31 protein-coding genes and 1 tRNA gene are annotated in these 20,264 nt (G+C 71.8%); 29 read left to right on the forward strand and 3 right to left on the reverse strand.

Annotation, left to right across the window (positions count from 1 at the left end):
• Position 1: 1 nt before the first annotated feature.
• The 3 genes from ACFY7C_RS37210 to ACFY7C_RS37220 form a co-directional block, all read right to left on the reverse strand.
• Positions 2-62, reverse strand: a tRNA-Ser gene (locus ACFY7C_RS37210).
• 52 nt (positions 63-114) lie between these two features.
• On the reverse strand, positions 115-1,404 hold the full coding sequence (locus ACFY7C_RS37215; protein WP_389660264.1) for a hypothetical protein: 1,290 nt from the start codon (positions 1,402-1,404) through the stop codon (positions 115-117).
• A gap of 385 nt (positions 1,405-1,789) precedes the next feature.
• Complete coding sequence (locus tag ACFY7C_RS37220) at positions 1,790-2,269, reverse strand: helix-turn-helix transcriptional regulator (RefSeq protein WP_389660267.1); 480 nt, start codon at positions 2,267-2,269, stop codon at positions 1,790-1,792.
• Positions 2,270-2,473: 204 nt separating this feature from the next.
• Here ACFY7C_RS37220 and ACFY7C_RS37225 point away from each other — a divergent pair, with 204 nt between their 5' ends.
• The 29 genes from ACFY7C_RS37225 to ACFY7C_RS37365 all read left to right on the forward strand — a co-directional run bounded on the left by ACFY7C_RS37225 (position 2,474) and on the right by ACFY7C_RS37365 (position 20,259).
• Positions 2,474-2,677, forward strand: a complete 204-nt coding sequence (locus ACFY7C_RS37225; protein WP_389660270.1) for a helix-turn-helix domain-containing protein — start codon at positions 2,474-2,476, stop codon at positions 2,675-2,677.
• 5 nt (positions 2,678-2,682) lie between these two features.
• Positions 2,683-2,982, forward strand: coding sequence for a helix-turn-helix domain-containing protein (locus ACFY7C_RS37230; protein ID WP_389660399.1), 300 nt, complete (start codon positions 2,683-2,685; stop codon positions 2,980-2,982).
• A gap of 77 nt (positions 2,983-3,059) precedes the next feature.
• Entirely contained in the window at positions 3,060-3,392 is a 333-nt protein-coding gene (locus ACFY7C_RS37235; RefSeq protein WP_356696988.1) for a hypothetical protein, read from the forward strand.
• On the forward strand, positions 3,389-3,730 hold the full coding sequence (locus ACFY7C_RS37240; protein WP_389660273.1) for a hypothetical protein: 342 nt from the start codon (positions 3,389-3,391) through the stop codon (positions 3,728-3,730). Before ACFY7C_RS37235 ends, ACFY7C_RS37240 begins: the two co-directional genes overlap by 4 nt.
• A gap of 109 nt (positions 3,731-3,839) precedes the next feature.
• Complete coding sequence (locus ACFY7C_RS37245; RefSeq protein WP_389660275.1) at positions 3,840-4,817, forward strand: hypothetical protein; 978 nt, start codon at positions 3,840-3,842, stop codon at positions 4,815-4,817.
• Complete coding sequence (locus ACFY7C_RS37250; protein WP_389660278.1) at positions 4,814-5,038, forward strand: hypothetical protein; 225 nt, start codon at positions 4,814-4,816, stop codon at positions 5,036-5,038. The genes ACFY7C_RS37245 and ACFY7C_RS37250 overlap by 4 nt, the downstream gene beginning before the upstream one ends.
• Positions 5,038-5,256: a hypothetical protein gene (locus ACFY7C_RS37255; protein ID WP_389660281.1), complete on the forward strand. Its 219-nt coding sequence runs from the start codon at positions 5,038-5,040 to the stop codon at positions 5,254-5,256. The genes ACFY7C_RS37250 and ACFY7C_RS37255 overlap by 1 nt, the downstream gene beginning before the upstream one ends.
• Positions 5,253-5,681 carry a hypothetical protein gene (locus ACFY7C_RS37260; protein ID WP_389660285.1) on the forward strand — a complete coding sequence of 143 codons (429 nt, stop codon included), beginning with the start codon at positions 5,253-5,255 and terminating at the stop codon, positions 5,679-5,681. Before ACFY7C_RS37255 ends, ACFY7C_RS37260 begins: the two co-directional genes overlap by 4 nt.
• A gap of 44 nt (positions 5,682-5,725) precedes the next feature.
• Positions 5,726-5,974 (forward strand): WhiB family transcriptional regulator, encoded by a 249-nt coding sequence (locus ACFY7C_RS37265; RefSeq protein WP_389660402.1) that lies wholly within the window; start codon positions 5,726-5,728, stop codon positions 5,972-5,974.
• A 32-nt stretch (positions 5,975-6,006) separates the two neighbouring features.
• A complete protein-coding gene (locus tag ACFY7C_RS37270) occupies positions 6,007-6,870 on the forward strand; it encodes a hypothetical protein (protein ID WP_389660288.1) in 864 nt (287 codons plus the stop codon).
• Between the two features lie 2 nt (positions 6,871-6,872).
• On the forward strand, positions 6,873-7,592 hold the full coding sequence (locus ACFY7C_RS37275) for an ATP-binding protein (RefSeq protein WP_389660291.1): 720 nt from the start codon (positions 6,873-6,875) through the stop codon (positions 7,590-7,592).
• Positions 7,589-8,191, forward strand: coding sequence for a hypothetical protein (locus tag ACFY7C_RS37280; RefSeq protein WP_389660294.1), 603 nt, complete (start codon positions 7,589-7,591; stop codon positions 8,189-8,191). Before ACFY7C_RS37275 ends, ACFY7C_RS37280 begins: the two co-directional genes overlap by 4 nt.
• A complete protein-coding gene (locus ACFY7C_RS37285; RefSeq protein WP_389660296.1) occupies positions 8,188-8,499 on the forward strand; it encodes a DUF6011 domain-containing protein in 312 nt (103 codons plus the stop codon). The genes ACFY7C_RS37280 and ACFY7C_RS37285 overlap by 4 nt, the downstream gene beginning before the upstream one ends.
• Before the next feature lie 11 nt (positions 8,500-8,510).
• The gene (locus ACFY7C_RS37290) at positions 8,511-9,629 is read left to right on the forward strand and encodes a DNA cytosine methyltransferase (RefSeq protein ID WP_389660299.1); all 1,119 of its coding nucleotides are present in this window, start codon (positions 8,511-8,513) and stop codon (positions 9,627-9,629) included.
• 61 nt (positions 9,630-9,690) lie between these two features.
• Entirely contained in the window at positions 9,691-10,593 is a 903-nt protein-coding gene (locus tag ACFY7C_RS37295) for a hypothetical protein (protein ID WP_389660405.1), read from the forward strand.
• Positions 10,594-10,667: 74 nt separating this feature from the next.
• Positions 10,668-11,144: a hypothetical protein gene (locus ACFY7C_RS37300; RefSeq protein ID WP_389660302.1), complete on the forward strand. Its 477-nt coding sequence runs from the start codon at positions 10,668-10,670 to the stop codon at positions 11,142-11,144.
• On the forward strand, positions 11,141-11,779 hold the full coding sequence (locus ACFY7C_RS37305; RefSeq protein ID WP_389660305.1) for a hypothetical protein: 639 nt from the start codon (positions 11,141-11,143) through the stop codon (positions 11,777-11,779). The genes ACFY7C_RS37300 and ACFY7C_RS37305 overlap by 4 nt, the downstream gene beginning before the upstream one ends.
• Before the next feature lie 75 nt (positions 11,780-11,854).
• Entirely contained in the window at positions 11,855-12,271 is a 417-nt protein-coding gene (locus ACFY7C_RS37310; protein ID WP_389660308.1) for a DeoR family transcriptional regulator, read from the forward strand.
• Positions 12,272-12,388: 117 nt separating this feature from the next.
• On the forward strand, positions 12,389-12,568 hold the full coding sequence (locus tag ACFY7C_RS37315) for a hypothetical protein (RefSeq protein WP_389660311.1): 180 nt from the start codon (positions 12,389-12,391) through the stop codon (positions 12,566-12,568).
• A 140-nt stretch (positions 12,569-12,708) separates the two neighbouring features.
• Positions 12,709-13,095 carry a hypothetical protein gene (locus ACFY7C_RS37320; protein WP_389660314.1) on the forward strand — a complete coding sequence of 129 codons (387 nt, stop codon included), beginning with the start codon at positions 12,709-12,711 and terminating at the stop codon, positions 13,093-13,095.
• 67 nt (positions 13,096-13,162) lie between these two features.
• Entirely contained in the window at positions 13,163-13,456 is a 294-nt protein-coding gene (locus ACFY7C_RS37325) for an HNH endonuclease (protein WP_389660317.1), read from the forward strand.
• Positions 13,457-13,579: 123 nt separating this feature from the next.
• Positions 13,580-14,164, forward strand: coding sequence for a helix-turn-helix domain-containing protein (locus ACFY7C_RS37330; protein WP_389660320.1), 585 nt, complete (start codon positions 13,580-13,582; stop codon positions 14,162-14,164).
• The gene (locus ACFY7C_RS37335; protein ID WP_389660323.1) at positions 14,130-15,710 is read left to right on the forward strand and encodes a terminase large subunit domain-containing protein; all 1,581 of its coding nucleotides are present in this window, start codon (positions 14,130-14,132) and stop codon (positions 15,708-15,710) included. Before ACFY7C_RS37330 ends, ACFY7C_RS37335 begins: the two co-directional genes overlap by 35 nt.
• Positions 15,711-15,721: 11 nt before the next feature.
• Positions 15,722-16,936 carry a phage portal protein gene (locus ACFY7C_RS37340; RefSeq protein WP_389660326.1) on the forward strand — a complete coding sequence of 405 codons (1,215 nt, stop codon included), beginning with the start codon at positions 15,722-15,724 and terminating at the stop codon, positions 16,934-16,936.
• Positions 16,933-17,610, forward strand: a complete 678-nt coding sequence (locus ACFY7C_RS37345; RefSeq protein ID WP_389660329.1) for an HK97 family phage prohead protease — start codon at positions 16,933-16,935, stop codon at positions 17,608-17,610. The genes ACFY7C_RS37340 and ACFY7C_RS37345 overlap by 4 nt, the downstream gene beginning before the upstream one ends.
• Before the next feature lie 136 nt (positions 17,611-17,746).
• Entirely contained in the window at positions 17,747-19,135 is a 1,389-nt protein-coding gene (locus ACFY7C_RS37350) for a phage major capsid protein (protein ID WP_389660331.1), read from the forward strand.
• A gap of 76 nt (positions 19,136-19,211) precedes the next feature.
• Positions 19,212-19,457 (forward strand): hypothetical protein, encoded by a 246-nt coding sequence (locus ACFY7C_RS37355; RefSeq protein WP_389660334.1) that lies wholly within the window; start codon positions 19,212-19,214, stop codon positions 19,455-19,457.
• Positions 19,457-20,053: a phage gp6-like head-tail connector protein gene (locus ACFY7C_RS37360; protein ID WP_389660337.1), complete on the forward strand. Its 597-nt coding sequence runs from the start codon at positions 19,457-19,459 to the stop codon at positions 20,051-20,053. Before ACFY7C_RS37355 ends, ACFY7C_RS37360 begins: the two co-directional genes overlap by 1 nt.
• A gap of 20 nt (positions 20,054-20,073) precedes the next feature.
• Positions 20,074-20,259 (forward strand): hypothetical protein, encoded by a 186-nt coding sequence (locus ACFY7C_RS37365; RefSeq protein ID WP_389660340.1) that lies wholly within the window; start codon positions 20,074-20,076, stop codon positions 20,257-20,259.
• The last annotated feature ends 5 nt before the right edge of the window (positions 20,260-20,264 follow it).

Below are 20,264 nucleotides of genomic sequence, written 5' to 3' on the forward strand. Positions count from 1 at the left end.
GTGCCCCCGGCAGGATTCGAACCTGCGACACCCGCTTTAGGAGAGCGGCTATGTCACCGGGCCTGACCTGCTGAGCCGCACCTAACGAAGATCGTTTAGGTGATTTTTGGGAGGTCACCGCCACGACGTCCCCTTCCGGAGAACGACGCGCCCCCAGAGGGTCGTCATGTCCAAGTTGAACATAGCGCGCTCGAAGACCTCTTGGAGGCCATCTAGCCGCTCCTGTCGCATCTCCGGCGTCGGCTTCTGATAGTGCCGCTTGATGCCCGGGCGCCGGTGCCCGGCGGCCTCGAAGGCGAGCGGCTCCTTGACGCCGATCTGCGCTTGCAGCGTGTCGTGGAGCCCGCGCAGCGCCCTCATGTCCAGGCCGGGCAGGATCGGCTCCCACGCCGCCCGGTGGGAAACGCCGCGGCGCCGCTGGCGCTCCTCCCTCCCGTCGGCGGCCGGCCGGAAGACCTTGGACCAGTTGCCCCGGCGCCACGGCTTTCCGGTCTGCGTGCTGAACGGCCGCTCGTGGGGCCAGTCGTCGAGGTGGTAGCCGAGTAGGAGCGCGAGGAACGGGGGCAGGTCGACGTCCCGCGTCGAGCCGTCGTTCTTCGTCGGCTCCAGCTGGACGATGTACCCCAGCTTGTTGCCCTGCTCGTCGCGCTGCTGGTACTCGGCGTATTCCTCGACGATCCGGATGATGGGGCACTCGAAGTAGCCGTTCCCGTGCGGCTGGCGACGCGTCAGCAGCGCACGGTCACGGTGCAGCCCGAGGCCCTCGCCCCAGCGCGGGCCGGCGAACGCCGTCGTGAGGACGTGAATCCCGATCGCAGGCCCGAGACGCTCAGCGACGAGGATGGCGTCCTCGGGGCGGACAGTCCCGTCCGTGCCCACCTTGGACGGCTTGGGCATGGCGCCGTCGCCGGATGTGTCGCGTGTCCGGCGACGGGCGTACAAGGGGTTGACCTTGATGTACCCGGCGTCGACGGCCGCGGTCATGATCGTAGACATCAGCGAGACACAGTGGCCCCGGGTGACGTCCTCCACCTCCATCGTCTGCTGCCACGAGTCGACCTCGAACCAGGTGATCTTCCGCATGGGGGAGTGCCCCCACTTCGGCAGGATGTGGGTTTCCAGGCGGTCCCACCGTGTGCCGACCGTACGGCCGCGCTTCCGGCGGGACTCCATGAAGGTTCGGGCGAACTCGCCGAAGCTGGTGTCGTGTTTCTCCGGGTCGATCCAGTCGCCGGCAGCGATCTGGCGCTCTTGTTCGCGGCCCCAGGCTTCGGCGGCCGTCTTGGTGTCGAACCCAGAGCCGGAGCCGTACGAGCCGTCAGGCCGTTTGTACTTGGCCTTCCACGTGTACTGCTTCGTCTTCTTCCCATTGCGGACTTTGTAGACCTTCTCGGCGTACGCCAAGGCAACCCCCTTGGGTGGGAATGTGGCGGGCCTGCCGCTTCGGTCGGCGAACCGGCGGCAGGCCCGAGGGTGGGAACGCCAGCTGCTACGACTGGACGCGTGGCGTCGGCTGCTCGTGCTGTGCAGCTTCGAGCACCCGCTGGACAGCGGACTGGGGCACGTCGGTGCGCACCCACAAAATGGGGCACTTGCCGGCAGGCCGGTCCAGGACCATCCTCACGCCGCGCGGGATCCACGGGACCCGCTCCACTTTGATAGCGATCCGCACGCGGACCCCCCATGTGCCTGTTGGGTGACCCCCCGTAACAGGTACCTCACATAGAACCACATTCAACAGGGTGTTGGCGAGGGCTGGCGAGGTGTTCGCGTGCGTCACTACGAGGCGCTACGCCTCTTCAGCGATGTCCTTCAGCTTCCGCTGCGTACGGGTCCACTCGCGTAGCGCGTCGGCGAGCTCGGCCCGCTCCTCCGCGCTGCGGGCCTCGTCCTGGCGGGCAACGACGACAACGGTCAGGCCGCCGGGAAGCTCCAGAACTTCGGTGTCGAGGAGCTCGCCCTCCTCGAGGGCGGCCTCCACGCGGGCGGGAAGGCCACGGCGCGGGGGCTCCTTCGGGGCGTCGCTCGGCTCGGCGAGAACCGGCTTTCCGCCGGCGAGGATGAGGCGGGGGGACTCGTGGGTCCAGCCGAAGAAGTGCGCAAGCTTGTACGCGGAGGGTGGGACGGCCTCGAACCGGTGGCCGCCTTCGAGCCGCTGAAGGCTGGAGTAGCCGATGCCGGCGGCCTTGGCCAGATCCTTTTGCTTCATGCCGAGCGCGATGCGCGCCGCCTTGATCTCGGTGGCGAGAAGCCCCCAGTCCTCATCCATGGGCCTCATGATGCCTCACTCCGAGGCAACACCAACAGTCGTGTGTCGGCTATTGACCAGTAAAGAACGGTCTTGAACCGGCTAATCGTGTTGCCTCGTCAGCATCGTTTGACGTCGAGCCAACCCCGCCAACACCTCATTGACCCTCGCGAACACCCCGCTAACGCCTTGCAGTGAGGTGTTTCGAGGTGTAGCGTCCGGGGCGTGAAAGCGAACGGAGCCGCGATTCGGGCGGTTCGCGGGGCTCGGGGGTGGTCTGTGAGACACCTCGCGCACCTCGCGGCGATGCATCCCAGCCACCTGTCCCGCCTCGAACGAGGGGCGAGGGGAGCGAGCGACGAGATGCTCAGCCGGATCGCCGCAGCTCTGGACGTGCCGCAAGACGCCATCACCAGGGAGACGAAGTGACGATCATGACCGAGGCGCCGGCCGCGCCGGAGGGGCCCCTCGTGGACGCCTTCCGCGCCGCCATCGCCGAGCTCATCCCGCATCTCACGCAGCCGGACCCCGAGTTGCGCATGTACACCACGGCGCAGGCCGCCGAGCTGCTCGGCGTCACCGAGAACTGGGTCCTCGAGAAGGTCAAGGCCCGCTCGATCCCGTTCACCCGCGTCGGCCGGTTCACGCGCTTCAGTGCCAAGAACATCCGCGCCATCCAGGACGCGGGCGAGGTCGACCCGGCCACCCGAGGCCGGCGCCGCCGCGCCGCCTGAAAACGAAGACGGGGCCGCCCGGACGGCCAGGTCCAGGAAGCCCCTCGGCACCTCACCCACCAGAGAGACGAGGCACCGTGAACCACAACCCTATCTCCATCCCGCAGTTGGGCGCCGCGCTCGCGTTGGAGCAGCTGCTCCGCGAGTCCGAGCACCTGCCGCTCATCGACTGGACCGTCACCGCCGAGGGCGCGCTGACCGGCCGGGTCGCCAACGAGCGCGTCGACATGCGCGCGGTCATCGACGAGTACGCCGAGGTCCTCGGCGGTCTGCCGCGAGAGACTCGCTACGCGCACCGCGACGGCACCCCCATGTACATGGCCACCCTCGCCACCACGTGGCGCGACGTCACGGTCGTCGTGACCGTGATCGGCCGCGCCGCCCTCGTCCGTACGGCGGTGGCCGTATGAAGCCGCTGACCGTCACCCTCGCCGTCGGCGCCCTGCGCGGCCGGATCGCCGCCGAGGTCTTCCGCGCGAACACGCTCGTCGCCCTCGTCCAGGAGTGGAGCGACGAGGAGACCCGAGCGGACGTGATCGCCACCCTCGACAACCTCGCCGTCGTCGCGGCCGACCCGTCCGACGTCGCCGAGATCGAGCACCGCATCCGCGCCGTGGAGTGCGCCGCCGACATGGACCCGGCCGCCGTCACCGCCGACCTCGACGAGCTGGAGAGCCTCCACGACCAGATCGGCCAGGCGATCGCCACGATCCGCCGCACGCACCTCGTCTCCGGGAGGTTCGCGTGACCCACGACCCGAAGACGTGCCGCCTGTGCGCGCCGCTGCGTCACCCGTCCCTGGCCCGTGCCCGCCGCGCACTCGCCGTACTCGTCCCCGCCCAGACCCGGAGGCCCTCGTGACGACCACCGAGACCCTGACTGCCGAGCAGGGCGCCGCGCTCCTCGGCCGCCCGCAGCCGATCCCGCGCGCCCCGAAGCCCTCCCACCGGCCGATCCGTACCTCGCGTGACATCGAGGCCGAGGTCGAGGAGCGGTTCCGGAAGGACACCGCCGGCCACGAGCTCCGGATCCTCCACGACGACGGCCTGTACCGACACCTCCTCCTGCGGAACCTCCGCGGTTCGGAGTACTGGTACGAGCTCATCACGTGGCCCGGGTCGCTCGCGATCCGGGGCGACGTCGGCGACGGCTACACGTTCACCCGGCTCACCGACATGTTCGAGTTCTTCCGCAGCGAGCGCGGGGGCATCAACCCGCACTACTGGGCGGAGAAGCTCGGCGGCGGCCGCCGCTCGGTGAAGGAGTACTCCGAGGACCTGTTCCGACAGCGGGTCGTTGAGCAGTTCGTCTCGGACGCGCGCTGGGAGGGAGTCCCTCCGGGCACCGGGAAGGCGCTCCGCACCTGGGTCCTGGACGAGGACCTGAGCGACGAGCGCCAGGCGCGCAACGTGCTGGAGGACTTCGCCCACGAGGGCTACGAGTTCAGCGACACGTGGGAGTGGGACTTCCACGACTACGACCCCGCGTTCCTCTGGTGCTGCCACGCGATCGTGGCGGGCATCGCCCAGTACGACCGCGCGCCCAAGACCCCGACGCGACTGCGGACGGCGTGGGAGTCCGCTCGGCAGGGCCGCACCTCGCTGCGGACCCGTGCCGCCGAGCTGGAGTCCGAGGTCCGCCGCCTCAACACGCTGCGTGGCGACGCGGAACAGCTGATCGAACGGGAACGCGGCTACGGCGAGGAGTGCGTCGACATCGCGGACCTCGAAGCCGCGCTGATGCTCAGCCCGCAGCGCCAGGCGGAGGACCCGCACGACTCGCCGCTGCACCACGACTACGCGCTCGGCCACGACCGGCCCGGCGGTGCCGTGTGACCGCCGCCGACGAGGAGCGGCTCCGCCTCCTCCGCAGCGCCATCCACTCGTGGGGTGGCACCTGGAGCACCCGCCGCGCTCAGCACCTCTACCAGGCCGCCTACGGCCCCGGGGACTGGCGCGCCAAGGCCCGCGCCGACCTCTCCGCCCTCAACTCCGAGGGGACCCTCACCCTCCACGACGAGCCCAGCCGCCGTACCTACACCCCGAAGGGGGCCTGATGACCGAGACCCGCACCGGCTACCTCCTGGCCGCCATCCAGGACGAGCAGCAGCCGGTCACCACCCACCGCGCCGAGGAGATCCTCGCCGCCTCCCCGTACTCCGCGCACCGCAACTCCGCCCGCAAGTCGCTGCGCACGCTGACCCGCCGCGGGCTGCTCGCCACGACCAACCACGACGGCCGCCGCACCTACACCCCGACCGGAGCCACCGCGTGACCCGCCTCGACACCTACCGCCTCACCGCCCGCGAACTGCTCACCACCCTCACCGGCACCGACACCCCTGAGTGGCGCGTCTGCGTCAGCTTCGAGGACGGCAACGACCCCACCGGCGTCGGCCCCGTCTGCACCGACGAGGGCCACGACACGGACGACGCCGCCGTCTACGACTGCTGCCCGGACCCCATCATCGAGTGCGAGTCGGAGACGATGGCCAACTACGTCGCCGCCCTCCTGAACCGGGACCGTCGCGAGCCCAGCGCGCCGCCCACGGCCGTCCGGGTCGAGTCCGCGGGCAGCGGCTGGCGGGTCCGCTGGCGCGAGGCAGGTAAGCCGAAGCAGCGCGGCGGGTTCGAGACCAGGGCCGAAGCCCGTCAGTACATGGAGTACCTCGTCGACCTCGCCCGCGGGAGCCGACGTTGACGACGACCTCGCGCGCCGGGGCTACGGCCCCGGCCGCCGGGCCGATCGGCGCCGGCCCCGCGGACACCAGCTGGCGCGAGTACGGCCTCTGCGCCCAGACCGACCCCGAACTGTTCTGGCCGGAGAAGGGCAGCTCGACCGCTGAGGCTCGGAAGATCTGCACGGCCTGCGAAGTCCGCCTGGAGTGCCTGGAGTACGCCGTCACCCACGGCGAGCCCGGCGTCTGGGGCGGCACCTCCGAGAACCAGCGCAAGGCGATCCGCAAGGCCCGCCGCCGCCCGGCCGCCGCCTGACCCGTACGACCACGATCGAGAGAAGTGAGCCCGTGGGCATCCGCCTCATCGTCGACGTCCTCGACAACGCGCCTGACTCCCTCACCCACCGTGAGAGGTACGTCCTGGTGGCGCTCGCCGAGGACGCGCGCGACGAGACCCGTACGACGTGGAACAGCGTCGAGCGGCCCGCCATGCTCCGCCGGGCGCGCGTCTCCCGCTCGCAGCTGTACGTCGTCCTCAAGTCCTTGATCGCCAAGGCCGCCTTGGAGCGGGTGGCCGCCGGCCAGAAGAACGGCACGGCGAAGTACCGGATCCCGGTCTACGCAGCGGCCGTTCAGCGTCCCGAGGACCGAGACACTGACACACCCTCTCAGCATCCCCGGTTCCGGGACACTGACGCCGTTCAGCGTCCCGGAACTGCGGACTCTGACCCCGCCGACCAGAGTCCCGAGAACCGGGACACAGACCCGGCTCAGTGTCCCGAGAACCGGGACGTCAGTGTCCCGGAATCCGGGACCCCTACCCCTCAGAGCCCCTCACCTACTACCCCCTCATACACGCATGAGGGGGAGCCCGAGGCGGACCTCTCGTACGGCATCCCCGCCGACGCCCGCCCCCTCGTCGACGAGATGACCCGCGCCCAGATCAACGTCCGCTGGCCGTTCAAGGGCAACGACTGGTTCCCCGTCATCGCACTGATCAAGAAGTGCGGCATCCCCGCCCTCGTCGACTACGCCGCCCGCGCAGTCGCCCGCGGCGTCACCGTCGACTCCGCCCGCTTCTTCATGCGGGGCTGGAGCGAACTCCCGCCCCTGCCCGAGGCCGGCACTCGCCGCCCGCAACTCCGCGCCGTCTCCGGCGGCTGGCAGCCCTACACCAACCCCGACCCGTCCGTGTACGAGAACGGATTCTGACCATGGAGCCCACCACCAGCTTCACCGGCAACCCCAACGCCAGCCTCGGCCGCGTGCTCGCCGGCATCCGCCAGCGCCAGGGCATCCAGCCCGGACCGGTCGACGACGGCCCCACTCCCGACCAGCCCGGCCACCCCGAGTACCACCGCCGCCAGCGCGCCGAGTGGGCCCTCGGCCGCTGGCAGACCGCCGTCCCCCCGCGCTACCGCAACGCCGACGCCACCCACCCCGCCGTACAGGCATGGGCCGACCGCGTCGCCACCGACCCCACCACCGCCGGATCCCTCCTCCTCACCGGCACCACCGGCACCGGCAAGACCCACCAGGCGTACGGCGCGCTCCGCCGCATCGCCGAAGCTGGGCCCCCCACCTACGAGATCCGCGCCATCACCGCCGCCGACATGCACGGCCTCCTCCGCCCCAATGGCAGCCCCCGCGGCACCGAGGAAGAGCTCCGGCGCCTGTGCCGTGTCCCGCTGCTGCTCCTCGACGACCTCGGCGCCGGCAAGAGCAGCGAGTGGACCGAGGACATCACCGGGCGCCTGATCAACGAGCGGTACAACGCCTCACGGCCCACCGTCTACACCTCGAACCTTCCCGCCCGCTCCGGTTCCGGACCCGACCTCGCCTCGGTGCTCGGCGAGCGGATCGTCTCCCGCCTCTCCGAGGACACCGCGATCGTCGCCATGACCGGCCCCGACCGCCGGAGGACCGCCGCATGACCGTCGTTCTCCTCCCGCCCGTCACCGGAAGCGTCGTCGCCCTCGATGTCGAGCCGCTCGACGTCGGCCCCCGCTTCATCCGCACCCGCGCCATGAGCCGCTGGCACCGGCCCCGCACCGGAGTCCAGTTCTCCGAAGGCCACGTCACCTACACCGTCTGGTGCGGACAGATCATCGGCGGCCGCCGCCGCGGCGGGTTCCTCACCGCCGAGCAGCCGCGCGAGGGCGAGCTCGTCTGCGCCACCTGCGAGGGCCGCGCCATCGGCGCTGGCCAGGAGCAGGCCGCCCCCGGCTCCCCGCTGCTCGTGTTCAGCCCCCGCGGCCTCACCCCGCCCCGGCACTGCCCCGGGTCCCGGACCAGCCTCTACCGGCTGCTCTCCGGCGGTGCGGCCGGCGAGTGCCTCGCCTGCGGCGACACCCACCCCCTCCGGGCCATGGGCGGGCCGTACGCGTCCCGTACCGCGATCGTCCAGCACGACCCCGGTGCCGCGCTCGTCGCCCCCTGCCCGTTCCACCGCTGGCGCCAGCCGCGCCACGCCGAGGGCACCGTGCAGTGCGCCTGCGGCCGACCGATGCCCGCCCCGAGGGAGGCCCGGTGAACGTGCACTGCCGCGTCTGCGGCCGGTCTCTTCGCTCCGCCCGTACGGCCGCCCGCGGAGTCGGCCCCATCTGCGCCCGCAAGACCGCCGCCGTGCCGGCGCCCGCCGCCCCCAGCGCGCTCGTCGAGCACTGTCCCGGCCAGACCGTCATCCCGCTGCCCGGTACCGGCATCCCGGACGCCGCCGTCGCCGACATCGAGGCCGCCCTCGAGGACGCCGACCGGCTCGGCGAGACCGACCGCGCCCGCGCCGACCGCGTCGCGCTCTACCTCGTCTCGTCCGGCTGGACCATCACCCCCGCCGCCTGAAGGAGACCCACATGCCCGAGCCGCGTATCGGCAGCCTCTGCACCGGCTACGGCGGCCTCGACGCCGCGGTGCAAGCCGTGTTCGGCGGCACCACCACCTGGGTCTCCGACATCGAACCCGGCGCCGCCCGGATCCTCACCCACCGCATGCCAGGGGTCCCGAACCTGGGCGACCTCACCACCACCAACTGGCAGGCCGTCCTCGACGAGCACGGACCCGTCGACATCGTCACCGGCGGCTACCCCTGCCAGCCCTTCAGCGTCGCTGGCCGACGGAAAGGAACCTCCGATGCCCGGCACATCTGGCCGCACATCGCAGACGCCCTTCGCGTTCTACGACCCCGCTACGCGATCTTTGAGAACGTCGCAGGCCACCTTCGACTGGGATTCGACACCGTCCTCCGTGACCTTGCCGCAATCGGGTTCGATGCGGAGTGGTGCCTTGTACGCGCATCGGAGATCGGCGCTCCCCACCAGCGAAACCGCCTCTTCGTCCTCTCCGTCAATTCCGACACCAAGGGCGCGGGACGCCAGGGGGAAGGGCTTCGAGGACGCGCTGCCGAACGTGATGGCGCTGCTGCCGACGCCGCGGACCTCGGACACGAACGGGGCCGGGACACACGGCGACGGGGGCATGGACCTGCGGACCACGGTCAGCCTGCTTCCGACGCCGACGGTCGCGGACAGCAGGGGCACCCGGAACGCCACGGCAGGCCGGACGACGGACAACCCGAACGTGAACCTCGGCTGGACACTGACGGACGTCGCGTACAGCGGGAAGCTCCTGCCCACCCCGCGAGCCTCGGACGGGGAGAAGGGCGGCCCGAACCAGCGCGGCTCGAAAGGCGACCTGGCCTTGTCAGCGGCAGCACACCGGATTGGGGCCCCTACGCCCCCGCCATCGCCCGCTGGGAGGCCGTCACCGGACGACGTGCCCCTTGGGCAACTGACGATCGACGCCGCCTGAACCCCGCCTTCGTCGAATGGCTCATGGGCCTCCCCGCCGGCTGGGTCACCCACGTCCCCGAACTCACCCGCACCCAGCAACTGAAAGCCCTCGGCAACGGCGTCGTCCCCCAACAGGCCGAAGCCGCCATCCGACTCCTCCACACCCGCGCCGGCACCGCCTGACCGCGGCCCGGTTCCACCACCACACACGACAGGAGACCCCGTGTCCCAGCCCGCTCTCCGGCTGCTGTCCCTCGGCGCCGGCGTCCAGTCCACCACCCTCGCCCTGCTATCCGCAGCCGGTGACCTGCCCAAGCTCGACGGCGCGATCTTCGCCGACACCGGCTGGGAACCCGCCGCCGTCTACCGCCACCTCGACCGGCTCGACGCCGACGTTCTTCAGCCCGCGGGGATCCCGCTGTACCGGGTGGCCGCCGGGAACATCCGCGAAGACGCCCTCGACCCCGCCCACCGGTTCGCCTCGATGCCGCTGTTCATCCGTAACCCCGACGGCGGCGACGGCATGACCCGACGCCAATGCACCTCGGAGTACAAGCTGAAGCCCATCAAGCGTCAGGCGCGGAAGCTCCTCGGCTACCCGCACCCGAAGCCCGTCCCGCGCGGCCTGCACGCCGAGCAGTGGATCGGCATCAGCCGCGACGAGATCGGCCGCGCCAAGGACTCCGGGATCCAGTACCTCCGCAGCTCCTTCCCGCTCCTGGACCTCACCGGGGCCGCAGACGGCCGCGAAGGCTGGACCCGCGACGACTGCCTCCGCTACCTGAAGGCCAACGGCTGGGAGACCACGCCCAAGAGCGCCTGCATCGGCTGCCCGTTCCACGGCAACGCCCAGTGGCGCCGCCTCCGCGACGAGCAGCCCGCCGAGTGGGCCGACGCCGTCGCGTTCGACGCCGCGATCCGCGCCGGCAACGCCCGCGGCAACGCCACGGGCAAGCCGCTGCTCGGCGAGGCGTACCTCCACCGCTCCCGCCTCCCCCTCGACCAGGCGCCCATCGACCGCGTCACCTCGCACGAGTGGGCGCAGCGGCAGACCGACGTGTTCGGCCAGGTCGCTGACGCCGAACTGGAAGAGGGCGACCCGGACGGGTGCTCGCCGTGGTCCTGCCGGTCCGGACGAGCCGCCTGAGCATGCAGCAGCCCGCCCCGCAGGCAGCGCGGGGCGGGCCCGCCACCCACCCTACGACCACCAGGAGCAGGACCATGACCGACCACGACGACCACATCCAGCACACCTGGATCCTGACCCACCCGACCGGAGACGAGATCACCATCGACCTGTGGACGGACGGCGAATCCGTCCGCGTCGAGGGCGGCGGCCACGAGTCGACCGACGGCGGCCGGAAGGACGTCGAGCGGCTGCTGGAGAAGTACGCACTCCGCGGCTACTGGGTCACGTCCGACTACGCCGTGAACGACCCGCACGAGCCCGAACTGCGGGACGCCACCCAGCCCACGACCGCTCACCCGCCGCGCGTCCGGTGGCACCTGGAGTTCCGTGACCCCGTCGCCGACGAGTGGATCGCCCACATGACCACGCCCGACCGCGACAAGGCCATCACGCGCCTCCAGCAGGTCCGCAGCAGCCGCCCCCTGTGGGCCCCCGACGACCAGCCTGTCGAGCGTCGCCTCGTTCGGGAGACGACCACCTGGACCGTCGAGGAGGACGAGACCCGATGAACAACTGCGGCATGTGCGAGACCCCCGTCGAGCACGGCTACCTCTGCCCCGGCTGCACCCGAGCCCTCGCCGACCGGCTCAACCGCATGCCGCTGCTCTACCGCTCCCTCACCGGATTCCTCACCCCCAGCGTCCGCAAGCCGAGCGGAGCCCGTACGAGCCGCGCCGAGGCTCCCCTGCCCGTGTCCGAGCACGTCCTCGACCTGCGCGGCCCCGGCGGCATCGTCGGCATCCTCGAGGACTGGTGCACCGCCATGTACCGCGACCGTGGGCACGCCGCCCCCGCGCCGTCCGGCGACATCGAGCAGCGCATCGCCAAGGCCGCCGCGACCCTCCGTCGCAACTGCCCGGCGCTCGCCGCCGAGTGGCCCGCCGTCGGCGACCTCGCCCGCGAGATCCACGACCTCGAACGCAGCGTCGCCACCATCACCGGCGCCATCGACCGTCCGACTCCGGGACACCGCCTCGGCCCCTGCCCCGCCGAGCACGCCGACGGAACCCTCTGCGGCGCCACCCTCCGGCTCCCGACCGGCGCCACCGTCGTCACTTGCACCTGGTGCGGACAGACCTACCCGCCGGCCACCTGGCCCGACCTCCGCGCCCTCATCGATCACGACACCCAGACCGCCGCCTGACGCACGACGGCCCCGGAAGAGCGTCACCTCGACCGGGGCCAGGACCCACCCGAAGCGATCGAAGAGCAGGTCCACATGAACGGTACAGCCGACCCCCGCGCCATCCGGCGCGACCGCGTGCGCCAACTCCGCGCCACCGGCGCAAGCACACGCGCCATCGCCAAGGAGCTGAACATGAGCAAGGACACCGTCCGGCGCGACCTGGCGCACCTGGCGCAGCACCACGATCAGCAGGAAGCGCCGCCCTCGCCGCGGCACCCCAGGATCACCCCCGCCCTCCTCGCCGAGGTGGCGCAGCGCAACGCCGCTGGCGCAGACGCCATGCGCCAGCTCGCCTACGCCGTGGCGCAGGTCGAGGCCGAACGCGTGGCGCACCTCTGCGTCCCCCGCCCACAGGCCCACCAGTGGGCCGCCGAACTCCACGCCCACGCCCAGACCCTGGCCCGGATCCTCGACGACTTCCACACCTACTACCCCGACTGGCGCGGCTGACTGTCAGACCCTCGCCCTACCCTGGCGCCGTCCTTCAACCCGTACGCGGACGGCCGCCCGTACGACTCGGACCCGCCCCGTCGACGTGGAACCCCGGCGGGGCGGAGGAGGCCCACCATGAACACCCCGCTCCTCGTCGACACCCGCGCCGCCCACACCGCCACCGGCGCCCGCCCCGGCACCATCCGCCAGTGGCTCCGCCGCGGCCACCTCACCCACCACGGCCACGACGGTGCCGGCCGCGCCCTCGTCGACCTCCATGAACTTCGCGACCGCCTCGCCACCCAAGCCGCTTGAACCCACGCGAACAGCGTGTAACACTGACCCCACGTCCGGCGTGCCCGGGCAACAAGGGCCCGCCACAGTGCGGGCCTTCGTCATGTCACGAGCCGATCACTTCCTCCGCAGCCTCCGCACAGCCTCGGCAGGCTGGGCCTATGCGTAAGACGACCATCAGGCTCATAGCCACCGCCGCGCTGGCCCTCGCCCTCACCGCCTGCGGCAGCGATTCAAGCCCAGCAACGACGTCCGACGCCCCCGCCTACAAGATCACCATGCAGCGAGACCAGGGCAACCCCCGGTACATCGATGTCGAGGTGAAGACTGACGAACGGCTCCATGACGTGTTCGACGCCGTGATCGCAGACCTCACTGATGAAGCCGGCTACTTCATCTACATCAACTGCGCCACGGGCAGTACCGGCGCCGAGCAGAACCGGCTCGCCAACGGGAAGAAGGCCGTGGGCCGGAAAGGCGCCATCGTCACCGGCCTGAACGCGGGGGACACCGAGTTCGCCCCCGTACCCGGCAAGTCCTGTCCCTGAGCCATCCACGACCGGCCCGTCCGCGACCCCGTTGCGGACGGGCCTGCCCCATCTCGGGAGGCGAGCGGTGGCCAAGCGGACCGACCTCACCGAGTACGGCTACCGCAAGGCCCGCGCCCGCTTCCTCGCCGACAACGATGTGTGTCACATCTGCGGTCACGCCGCCGCCGACACCGTCGACCACGTCGTCCCGGTCAGCCAGCGCACCGTAGACCCGTCCGACCAAGACAACTGGCTGCCCGCGCACGGCGTGAACGGCTGCCCCACCTGCGGGCGGAAGTGCAACGGAGAGAAGGGCGACCGCGCGATGAGCCCGGCCTCGACCTTCCGCACGTCACGCGACTGGTACGCGGGTCCGTGACCTGCGGCGCCTGATTTTTTGGCCAGGGCCGCTTCCCAGCCCCGCGCCCAGCTTTTCTTTTTCTCCCCCCGGCCCTGACCAGCCCATATGCGATTGCTGAGCCCCAGCGTCGGGAGGTGGCCCATGGCTGCGCGCCCCCTGGAGATCGGACCCGCCGGCGTCCACCTGGGCCAGGCCGTGACTCGGCTCCGCGAGGCTCGCGGCTGGGACCAGGAGACCCTCGGCGCCCGCCTGGCCGCCGAGGGCCGGCCGATGTCCCAACCGATCCTGTCCCGCGTCGAGGCCGCGACGAGGCGGGTCGACACCGACGACCTCGTCGCGCTCGCCGCTGCGCTCGGCGTCTCCCCGGCCGCGCTCCTGCCCGCGACCGAGACCGCCCCGGCCACCGTCCCCCCGCCCGTGCCCACCGCGCTCGCCGATGAGGCGGGTCCCGTGAGCTCGGCCCTCGCCGACGACATCGAGCAGCTCGGCGACCTCATCGGCATGGAGCCGACGCTGGCCGCGACCGCGATGCGGCTGGCCCGACAGATCGATGGTCACGCGCCGGTCGAGTGCGACGAATGCGGCACACCGGTCCAGGCCCCTGCCGATCCGCGGCTCTTGCCGCAGCTGGCACGCGAACTCCGGGCGACCGTCGCCGCGCTGCTGGAGGGACGTGCGACGGATGACAACGATGACGACGGCCTCGATGACCTCGGAGTCGTCTGAGACGTGGGCGCCGCCGGCCTCCTTCGCCGAGGACCTGCTCGACCGGTACGGCCTGACCTGCCCGCCGCGCTGGGGCACCCCGCGCAACCCCGACTTCCCCAGCCTCGGCCCGAAGCTGTGGAAGGTGATGGCGGCGCTCGGCGCTCCGCCGATGCCCTGGCAGAAGTACGTCACCGACGTCGCCCTCGAAATCGACCCGGCGACGGGCGTGTTCGTGCACCGCGAGGTCGGCCTCAGCGTCTCCCGCCAGCAGGGCAAGACCGAGCTCACCCTCGGCGCCCAGGTCCACCGCGCCCTCGCGTTCCCGCGACAGAACATCATCTACGCGGCCCAGACGCGCGGTATGGCCCGGCAGCGCTGGGAGGATGAGTTCTGGGAGAAGATCTCCGGCTCGTCGCTGGCCAAGCGCGCACGGATCCGGAAGTCCAACGGCAACGAGGCGATCCTCTGGACGCCGACCCGCAGCCGTATGGGCATCACCGCCAACACGGAGAAGGCCGGCCACGGTCCGCCGCTCGACCTCGGGTTCATCGACGAGGCGTTCGCCCACGAAGATGACCGCCTGGAGCAGGCGTTCAGCCCCGCCATGCTCACCCGGTCCATGGCCCAGCTGTGGTGGGCGAGCGCGGGCGGCACAGAGAAGTCCGTGTGGCTGAACAAGAAGCGGGCGAAGGGCCGCGAGGTGGTTGAGGCCCTGTGGGCGGCGCTCGCCGAGGACCCGGCCTCGACGAGGCCGCGCGCGGCCTACTTCGAGTGGTTCGCCCCGGACGACATGCCCCGGGACGATCCCGCGACCTGGTACGCGACGCTGCCCGCGCTCGGGTTCACGGTGACCGAGGAGACGATCCGGGCCGAGCTGGAGAAGCTCGACCCGGCGGAGTTCGACCGCGCGTATCTGAACCGGACGAGGAAGGCGACGCCGCCGGCCGATCCGAACGTTCCCAAGGACGCCTGGACGGGTCTCGTCGACGAGCAGTCCCGGCCGGCCGCCGACGAGGTGGCGCTCGCGCTCGACGTCTCGAAGGACCGGCGCTACGCCAGCATCGGCGCGGCGATCCGGCGCCCGGACGGCAGCGTCCACCTGGAGCTGCTCGACCGCCGGGCCGGTACGGACTGGGCGGTCGCCGCCCTCGCCCGCCTCGCTGCCCTGTGGCGTCCGCTCGTCGTCGCGGTCGCCTCGACCGGGGCGCCCGTGGCCTCGCTCATCGACGACCTGACTGCCGCGGGCATCACCGTGCCCGAGGACAAGGAGCACCCGCACCGCGGGCACCTGGTGGTCATGCGCTCGGGCGACATGATCGAGGCGTGCGGGCAGCTGGCCGACGCGATGCGGCAGGGCACCGTCCGGCACATCGAGCAGGCCCCGCTCACCGCCGCCGTCAACGGCGCCCGGACGCGCCGCGTCGGCGACGCGTGGGTCCTCGACCGCACCGCATCCCTCGTCGACGTGTCCCCGCTCGTCGCCGTCACCAACGCCCGGTGGGCACTGCTGGCCCGCGGGCCGGCCGTCCTGGACGACTACGACATCGCCGACAGCTTCGGGTGAGGAGGTCCCCTATGGGCATGTGGCAGCGGATGCGCGGCCTCTTCGCGGCGAGGGACGCGCAGCTGACCAGCCCCGAGGAACTGCTCGCCGCGGCCCGACAGGCGCGCGGCGGCAGTACGGTTCCGGTGACCAACGAGTCGGCCATGCGGCACTCCGCCGTGTGGGCCTGCCTCCGGCTCCGAGCCGACCTCGTGTCGTCCTTCCCTGTGGACGTCTACCGCAGGGTCAACGGAATCCAGGTCGAGGTGGCCAAGCCTCCGGTGCTCGTCGCCCCGGGCGGGCCCCAGGTCCGCATCCGTGAGTGGCTGTACTCCACCCAGGTCGACCTCGACCGCGCGGGCAACGCCTTCGGCATCGTCACCGAACGGTCTGGGGTGATCGGGCCGGACGGCCGCGGCCTGCCCGCGCGCATCGACCTCGTCCCCCTGGCCGACGTCACCGTCCGCGTGCGCGGATCGGAGATCACGAAGTACGTGATCGGCGGCCAGGAGTACGAGCCGTGGGAGGTCTGGCACGAGAAGCAGTACACCGTGGCCGGTGTCCCCCTCGGCCTGTCCCCCGTGGCGTATGCGGCGTGGACGCTGGAGGAGTCCCTGACCGCGCAGCGCTTCGCCCGCGATTGGTTCGCCGGCGGCGCCGTCCCCCTGGCCACACTGAAGAACACCGCCAAGACCATCAACCCCGAGCAGGCCCGCGTGGCCAAGGAGAGCTTCAACGCCAGCGTCAGCAACGGGGACTTGTTCGTGCACGGCATGGACTGGGAGTACAAGCCGATCCAGGCCGTCGCCTCCCAGTCCGCGTTCCTGGAGGCGCGGCAGTTCGGGAACATCGAGATCGCGCGGTTCTTCGGCTGCCCGGGCGACATGATCGACGCCGCCGTCTCCGGCAGCAGCATCACCTACGCCAGCATCACCCAGCGCAACCTCCAGTTCCTGATCATGAACTTGGGGCCGGCCGTCGCGCGCAGGGAAGAGGCGTTCACCTACGGCCTCGTCTCGGGGCCGCGGTTCGTCAAGCTCAACTCCGACGCGATGCTCCGCATGGACCCCGAGGCCCGCGCCCGCACGATGCGCTCGGAGATCGACGCCCGCATCCTCACGCCCGACGAGGCCCGCGCGCTCCAGGACCGGCCGCCGCTGACGCCCAGCGATTACGAGCAGTTCGACCGGCTGTTCGGCAGCCGCGCCGCCGTCCCTCCGACACCAGCCACGGGAGCTACGCCATGACCGACACCACGCTCGCCGCAGCTGCGGCGGCCCGAGCCCAGCATGTGCGGCAGCGCGCTGACCGCCCGTCCCAGCGCCGCAGCGCCGCCCAGCCCGGCGCCCGCGCCACCGTCCGCGCGGCCCTGTCCGGCATCCAGGTTCGGGCCGCCGACGACGGCGCCGGCCTGCTCGACTTCCGCGGGCACGCTTCCGTGTACGAGCAGGCGTACGAGATGTGGGACTACTACGGCCCGTACACCGAGGTCGTCTCGGCGGGGGCCGCAGCCGAGTCCCTCGCCCGCGCCGACCTCGACGTGCCGCTCGTCCTCGGCCACGACCAGCTGCGCCGCCTGGCCCGCACCACGAACGGGTCGCTCATCCTCACCGAGGACGAGCGCGGCCTGGCCGTCCACGCCCCGACCCTCGACCCCGCCGACTACGACGTCGCGTACATCGCGCCCAAGCTCAGGTCCGGCCTGATCGACGAGATGTCGTTCGCGTTCCGTATCGAGTCGGGCCAGTGGTCCCCGGACTACACCGAGTACCGGATCAACCGAGTCGACATCCACCGCGGCGACGTCGCCATCGTCGGCTACGGCGCCAACCCCCACACCACCGGCGCCGGCCTCGCCCGCGACGCCGCACCGGCGACCAGCCGGGCCCGCGCACTCCTGGAGCTCGCCCTCGCCCGCTGAACCCCCGAACTTCCCGCCGCCCGGCGGGAGCACAAGCCCTGCGCTCACGCGCACGAGACCACCCGGCGCGCTCGCCTCGGGTGGCCGTCTGTCTGGACCGGGGCGTCTGGAATCCACCGACACAGGAGGACCGAGCATGACGCTCGCCGACCTGATCGCCCAGGCGCGCACCGCGCTTTCGACGGCGATCACCGCCCGCCAGCAGGAGCAGGACGCCCTCATGGCGCTCCGCTCCGACCCGAACCTGACCGAGGAGGCCGTCACCGCGCGGGTCGCCACCCGCGACGCCGCCGACGCCGAGGTCACCCGCCGCCAGGAGGCCCTCGACCAGCTGCTCGCCGAGCAGGCCCGCGAGGAAGAGATCGCCGCCCTGGCCGCCCGCTCCGCGCCCGCAGCCACCCGGGCACCCGCCTACGACCAGGTCCACCGCGTGGGCCAGGAAGAGCGGACCTACCGGCCGGACCAGGACCGCCGCGGCGCCGGATTCCAGGGCGACGTCCTGGGCGCCTTCATGGGCGACTACGAGGCGCAGGCCCGCCTCGCCCGCCACATGCAGGAAGAGCGCACCGAGAGGGGCAACCAGCTGCGGGCCGTGGGCACCGGCGCCTTCGCCGGGCTGGTCATCCCGCAGTACCTGACCGAGATGTACGCGCCGCTGGCCCGCGCCAACCGGCCGTTCGCCGACGCCTGCCGCCCGCACACGCTGCCGGCGCAGGGCATGACCGTGGAGATCTCCCGCGTCACGACCGGCTCGTCCGTCGACAACCAGGCCGCCGAGAACGACGCGGCGTCCGAGACGAACATGGACGACACCGCCCTGTCCGTCCCGGTCCGCACCGCGGCCGGCCAGCAGACCGCCTCACGGCAGTCCATCGAGCGCGGCGCCGGCGTCGAGAACGTCATCCTCGACGACCTCTTCCGCGCCTACGGCAGCCGCCTGGACAACACCCTGCTGAACGCCGCGACCGTGGGCCTGACCAACGTCGCGACGGCCGTCGCCTACACCGACGCCACCCCGACCACCGCCGAGCTGTACCCGAAGGTGATCGAAGGTCTGTCGGGGGTGGAGGCCGCGCTGCTCGACCAGGCGTCCGGCGACAACCTCGCGATCATGCACAGCCGTAGGTGGTACTGGATGCAGAACGCGATGGGCAGCAGCTACCCGCTCATCACTCAGCCGGGCGTCGTCGCTCAGACCCTCGGCGCCAACTACGCCGAGGCGTACGGGCGCGGCGTGCGCGGCATCCTCCCCAACGGCACCCCGGTCATCGTCGACAACAACATCGCGACGAACCTGGGCGCGGGTACCAACGAGGACGAGATCTACCTCGTGGACCGGCAGGAGTGCCACCTGTGGGAGGACCCCGACGCCCCGGTCTACATCCGCGCGGAGCAGGCCAAGGCCGCCAACCTCGGCGTCCTGCTCGTGGTCTACGGCTACTACGCGTTCACCTTCCAGCGGCAGCCGCACGCCCGGAAGATCGCGGGCACCGGCCTCATCACGCCGACCTTCACCGGCGCCTGATCCACCCCACCACCAGGGCCCGCCTCGACAACCGGGGCGGGCCCTGGTGTTCCACCCACCTCACGGAGGACCTCCCATGAGTGACGAGCCCCTGACCGAGGACACGATGATCGCCGCGCTGCTGCGCGAGCGCGAGGGTCTGGTCCAGCGCGGCCTCGACGAGCGCGTCGCCCAGGTCGACGAGCAGCTCAAGCTCCGCGGCTACAAGCCCCCGGCCCGCGGCAAGAGCGGCCAGCACAAGCCCGCCTCGGTGCCTGGCGAGCAGGGCTCGGGCGACGGCAAGCCCCAGGGCCGCCAGCAGCCGCAGGCCGCCCAGACCTGATGGCCGACGTCTACGGCACCGTCGCCGCACTCAAGGCCCGGCTCAACATCCCGTCGGCGGACACGACTCCCGATGCGCTCCTCCAGGGCGCGCTCGCCGCCGCCTCGCGCGGCATTGACCGCGCGACCGGCCGGCGGTTCTGGCTCGACGCCGAGCCCACCACCCGCACCTACTCCACCCCCGGACGCGTCGCCCGCCGCGACGACGGAGACCTCCTCCTCGTCGACGACATCGGCAGCGCCACCGGCCTGCTCGTCGAGACCGGCGCAGGCGGCACCTACGCCCCGATCACCGGCTACGAGACCAGCCCCGACAACGCGGTCGCCGACGGGCTGCCCGTCACCGGCCTGCTCCGTGTGCTCGGAGGCTGGGGCACGGCTACCACCCGCATCCGGGTCACCGCCCGGCACGGATGGCCGGCCGTCCCCGACGACGTCACCGAGGCCGCCCTGATCCAGGCCACCCGCCTCTACCGCCGCAAGGACTCCCCCGAGGGAGTCACCGGCTCCGCGGAGTGGGGCGTCGTGAGGCTCAGCCGCCGCGACCCCGACGTCTGGAACCTGATCGAGCCCTACGTCCTGCCCGGCTTCGGCTGACGCGGGAGAGGAGGAACGCCATGCGAATCCGTATGCGGGTCACCCTGCCCGGCTCCCGCAACGGGGCCCCCTGGCCCGCCAAGGGCGCCACCCTCGACGTCCCCGACGACGAGGCCGAGCAGCTCATCCGGTACGGCGCCGCCGACCCCGCCGAGCCCCCGCCCGCCGACCCGCCCGCGAGCAAGCGGCGCAAGACCGAGGAGTAGGAGGC

This window comes from Streptomyces sp. NPDC012769 (assembly GCF_042901205.1).
Lineage (GTDB): Bacteria > Actinomycetota > Actinomycetes > Streptomycetales > Streptomycetaceae > Streptomyces.

Bases quoted from the DNA above. Each gene is read 5' to 3' on its own strand.
- ACFY7C_RS37330 (WP_389660320.1), top strand. From the start codon at position 13,580: ATGGCTGCGCGCCCCCTGGAGATCGGACCCGCCGGCGTCCACCTGGGC.
- ACFY7C_RS37230 (WP_389660399.1), top strand. From the start codon at position 2,683: ATGACCGAGGCGCCGGCCGCGCCGGAGGGGCCCCTCGTGGACGCCTTC.
- ACFY7C_RS37305 (WP_389660305.1), top strand. From the start codon at position 11,141: ATGAACAACTGCGGCATGTGCGAGACCCCCGTCGAGCACGGCTACCTC.
- ACFY7C_RS37310 (WP_389660308.1), top strand. From the start codon at position 11,855: ATGAACGGTACAGCCGACCCCCGCGCCATCCGGCGCGACCGCGTGCGC.
- ACFY7C_RS37365 (WP_389660340.1), top strand. From the start codon at position 20,074: ATGCGAATCCGTATGCGGGTCACCCTGCCCGGCTCCCGCAACGGGGCC.
- ACFY7C_RS37280 (WP_389660294.1), top strand. From the start codon at position 7,589: ATGACCGTCGTTCTCCTCCCGCCCGTCACCGGAAGCGTCGTCGCCCTC.
- ACFY7C_RS37320 (WP_389660314.1), top strand. From the start codon at position 12,709: ATGCGTAAGACGACCATCAGGCTCATAGCCACCGCCGCGCTGGCCCTC.
- ACFY7C_RS37300 (WP_389660302.1), top strand. From the start codon at position 10,668: ATGACCGACCACGACGACCACATCCAGCACACCTGGATCCTGACCCAC.
- ACFY7C_RS37335 (WP_389660323.1), top strand. From the start codon at position 14,130: ATGACGACGGCCTCGATGACCTCGGAGTCGTCTGAGACGTGGGCGCCG.
- ACFY7C_RS37275 (WP_389660291.1), top strand. From the start codon at position 6,873: ATGGAGCCCACCACCAGCTTCACCGGCAACCCCAACGCCAGCCTCGGC.
- ACFY7C_RS37340 (WP_389660326.1), top strand. From the start codon at position 15,722: ATGGGCATGTGGCAGCGGATGCGCGGCCTCTTCGCGGCGAGGGACGCG.
- ACFY7C_RS37345 (WP_389660329.1), top strand. From the start codon at position 16,933: ATGACCGACACCACGCTCGCCGCAGCTGCGGCGGCCCGAGCCCAGCAT.
- ACFY7C_RS37355 (WP_389660334.1), top strand. From the start codon at position 19,212: ATGAGTGACGAGCCCCTGACCGAGGACACGATGATCGCCGCGCTGCTG.
- ACFY7C_RS37240 (WP_389660273.1), top strand. From the start codon at position 3,389: ATGAAGCCGCTGACCGTCACCCTCGCCGTCGGCGCCCTGCGCGGCCGG.
- ACFY7C_RS37220 (WP_389660267.1), bottom strand. From the start codon at position 2,269: ATGGATGAGGACTGGGGGCTTCTCGCCACCGAGATCAAGGCGGCGCGC.
- ACFY7C_RS37255 (WP_389660281.1), top strand. From the start codon at position 5,038: ATGACCGAGACCCGCACCGGCTACCTCCTGGCCGCCATCCAGGACGAG.
- ACFY7C_RS37315 (WP_389660311.1), top strand. From the start codon at position 12,389: ATGAACACCCCGCTCCTCGTCGACACCCGCGCCGCCCACACCGCCACC.
- ACFY7C_RS37360 (WP_389660337.1), top strand. From the start codon at position 19,457: ATGGCCGACGTCTACGGCACCGTCGCCGCACTCAAGGCCCGGCTCAAC.
- ACFY7C_RS37350 (WP_389660331.1), top strand. From the start codon at position 17,747: ATGACGCTCGCCGACCTGATCGCCCAGGCGCGCACCGCGCTTTCGACG.
- ACFY7C_RS37290 (WP_389660299.1), top strand. From the start codon at position 8,511: ATGCCCGAGCCGCGTATCGGCAGCCTCTGCACCGGCTACGGCGGCCTC.